Source organism: Kitasatospora sp. NPDC001539 (assembly GCF_040298565.1).
Lineage (GTDB): Bacteria > Actinomycetota > Actinomycetes > Streptomycetales > Streptomycetaceae > Kitasatospora.
This window is the reverse complement of record NZ_JBEPAK010000425.1, coordinates 1-3,154: the sequence shown is the minus strand read 5'-3', so window position 1 is coordinate 3,154 and position 3,154 is coordinate 1. Positions and strand designations below refer to the sequence as shown.

General features: G+C 71.2%; 2 protein-coding genes. Both read right to left on the bottom strand.

The genetic code is table 11. The features are described 5' to 3' along the window. Nucleotides 1-105: 105 nt before the first annotated feature. Nucleotides 106-1,665 carry an APC family permease gene (locus ABT247_RS32805; protein WP_392902118.1) on the bottom strand — a complete coding sequence of 520 codons (1,560 nt, stop codon included), beginning with the start codon at nucleotides 1,663-1,665 and terminating at the stop codon, nucleotides 106-108. A 431-nt stretch (nucleotides 1,666-2,096) separates the two neighbouring features. After that, a complete protein-coding gene (locus ABT247_RS32800; RefSeq protein WP_350750147.1) occupies nucleotides 2,097-3,017 on the bottom strand; it encodes a serine/threonine dehydratase in 921 nt (306 codons plus the stop codon). Nucleotides 3,018-3,154 lie beyond the last annotated feature (137 nt).

Sequence of the window (3,154 nt, the reverse complement as noted above, 5' to 3'; positions counted from 1 at the left end):
CCGGTCGACTCAGCGACCGGCGGGCCCGTCCCGTCAGGTGTCGGCGATCAGGTGATCAGGTGACCAGCTGATCGGGTGCTTCGGGTGACCGAATGCCTCGGGTGGTCAGTGACCGCCCGCGTCGACCACCTCGACGTCCGCGACCTCCCGCTCGATGTCCTCGGCCGGCAGCGCGACCCGGATCGCCCAGTAGTAGATGACCAGCGAGAACGCCGCGACGATCGCCATGTCGTACCAGAGCGGGATCCGGCCGGTGCCGTCGCCGAAGCCGCCCTGCCAGGAGATCAGGCCGAGGCCCAGCAGGTAGACCGGCAGCCACTGGGCGGCCTTCCAGTTGAGCCGCGGGGCGTTCGGCAGGCCCTTCTTGATCGCGTAGGCCGCGTAGCTGCCGAGCAGCAGGTAGCCGAACACGATCGCGATGCCCAGGCGGGACAGGGTGTGCCAGCCGCTCCAGTAGATGATCAGGCTGGAGACCACGAACGCGGCGGGGGAGACCACGCCGCCGAGCGGCAGCCGGTAGGAGCGCTCGCGGTTCGGCAGGCGGCGGCGCAGGGCGCCGAAGGCCAGCGGGGCCCCGGCGTACATCAGCACGCTGGCGGAGGTGATGAAGCCGACCAGCTCCTGCCAGCTCGGGAAGGGCAGGAAGCAGATCACGCCGGTGACGAAGGACAGGATCAGACCGGCCCACGGCACGCCGTTCTTGTCCAGCTGCTCGAACTTCTGCGGCGCGTAGCCGTTGCGGCTCAGGCCGTAGGAGATGCGCGAGGTCGAGGTGGTGTAGATCAGGCCGGTGCCGCCGGGGGAGATCACCGCGTCGACCTTGAGGATCCAGGCCAGCCAGCCGAGGCCGACCAGGGTGGCCAGACCGGCGAAGGGGCCGTCGATGCCGGGGAAGTCGAGCTTGTCCCAGCCGTTGGCGAAGGCGCTGACCGGCAGCGCGCCGATGAAGACCACCTGGAGCAGGGTGTAGATCAGGGTGCCGATGGCGACCGAGCCGAGCACCGCCCGGGGGATGTCGCGGCGGGGGTTGCGGCTCTCACCGGCGATCTGGATGGCCTGCTCGAAGCCGAGCAGGGCGAAGATGATGCCGCTGGTGCTGATCGCGGCGAGGACGCCCTTGGCGCCGAAGGGCGCGAAGCCGTGCGAGGTGAAGTTCGAGCCGTGGAAGCTGGTGAGCGCCAGGACGAAGATCGTGAACAGCGGGACGAAGATCTTCAGCCAGGTGGTGATCGTGTTGGTGCGGGCCAGGGCCTTCACGCCGAGGAAGTTGACCGCCACGAACACCGCCATCAGCAGCGTCGCGACGACGAACCCGCTGGTGGTGAGGGTGCCGTTGGCGTTCTGCAGGCCGCTGGCCCACGGCATGTCCTTGGCGTAGCCGATCATGGCCTCGACCTCGATCGGTGCCACCGTGGCCGCCTGCAGCCAGGAGAACCAGCCGAAGGACATGCCGGCCAGGCCGCCGAAGGCGTAGTGCGGGTAGCGCGCGGTGCCACCGGCGACCGGGAAGAGCCCGCCGAGCTCGGCGTGCACCAGCGCGAGCAGCACGATCGCTACGGCGCCGATGCCCCAGGAGATGACGGCCGCGGGCCCGGCGGCGACGACACCGTTCTTCGCGCCGTAGAGCCAGCCGGAGCCGATGATCGATCCGACCGAGGCCCACATGAGGCCGACGAGGCCGACGTGCCGCTTGAGCGACCGGTGGGTGGTGCCGTCGGTGCCGGTGCTCTGACCGGGCGGCGAGATCTGGTTGAGGGAAGCCATGGGCGATCTCTCTGTGTGTGGGGGCTCCGAGGTGGGTGGAGCGCGGAGAGTTGCCACACAGTAGGGCTATTCATAGAGGTCTGCACAGATTTCATTACTGAATGTTTACTTTCTTTGCCGGATATCCGTGCAGGTAGGAGGCTGTCTGTTCAGTTGTCTGTTACGTGACTCGCGAGTAGGTCCGGCATCTGAGCGCGAATTGAGCTTTCCGATTCCGTCCGGCATTATGGGTGGCCCTCGGCCTTTTATAAGGATGATCGGCATTGCATAACCATGCCGCCGAGGGGTCGCCGACGGCTCTCGCGCGGACTCGGCGAGCACCTTACGGACCGTCAATCGACGAGGTCCGAAGGGTCGGTGTTGGCGCCGCAGAGCAGAACGGCGACGCGCTCGCCCCCGGCCCCGTCCAGGGCGGCCAGCGCGGTCGCGGCCGCGTGCTCGACGGCGATCCGGCGCTCCTCCCACAGCCGGCGACGGGCCGCCACGATGGCCTCGTCCGGCACCAGCACGGAGCGCACCCCCTCGTGCGCGGCCGCCCGCACCGCCAGCGCGGTGGCCCGGCGCGCTCCCAGCGCGTCCTGGGCGACCGAGTCGACCGGCACGTCCACGGGGCGGCCCGCCTCGATCGCCGCGTGCAGTGCCCGGCTGCCGGCGGGCTCCACCGCGACCACCCGCACCCCGTGCTCCCGGGCCGCGACCGCCACCCCGGCGAACAGCCCGCCGCCGCCCACCGCCACCACCACCGTGTCCAGGCCCGGCACCCGGGCGCGGATCTCCTCCAGCACCGTCCCCGCCCCGGCGGCGATCAGCGGATGGTCGTAGGCGTGCGAGGCCAGTGCCCCGTCGGCCGCCGCGAACTCCTCGCAGGCCGCCAGCGCCTCCGCGTACTCCCGGCCGACCAGCCGGACCCGCGCCCCGTACGAGCGCAGCCGCGCCAGTTTCACCGGCGAGGCCGTCTCCGGGAGGAACACCGTTGCCGGGACGCCGAGTTCGCGCGCCGCCCAGGCGCAGGCGAGGCCCGCGTTGCCGCCGGAGGCGATGGTGACGCCGGCCTTGGGCAGGGTGCCCGCCTCGGCGTGGGCGAGCAGGAAGTTCTGCGCGCCGCGCGCCTTGAAGCTGCCGGTGTGCTGCAGGAACTCCAGCGCCAGCCAGGTCCGCCCGCCGTCGTCCCCGGGTGCCACCGCCACCGGCCGCACCCGGCCGGCGATCCGCCGCCCCGCGGCCTCGACCTCGTCGTACGTCAGCTGCTCCACCGTCGGCTCCTTCGGCTCGGGTACGGACCGTCGGGCCGACCCTAGGGCCCGTCTTCAAACCCCCGCCTGCGGGCCGACGCTCCCCCGGCCTTCGGCCGGGAGGTGCCCCCAGGGCACGCGCCTCGCCGCGTAGTCGT

What these genes read in the sequence shown, in the direction of transcription:
- ABT247_RS32805 (WP_392902118.1), bottom strand. Translation starts at nt 1,665, where the DNA reads ATGTGGGCCTCGGTCGGATCGATCATCGGCTCCGGCTGGCTCTACGGC.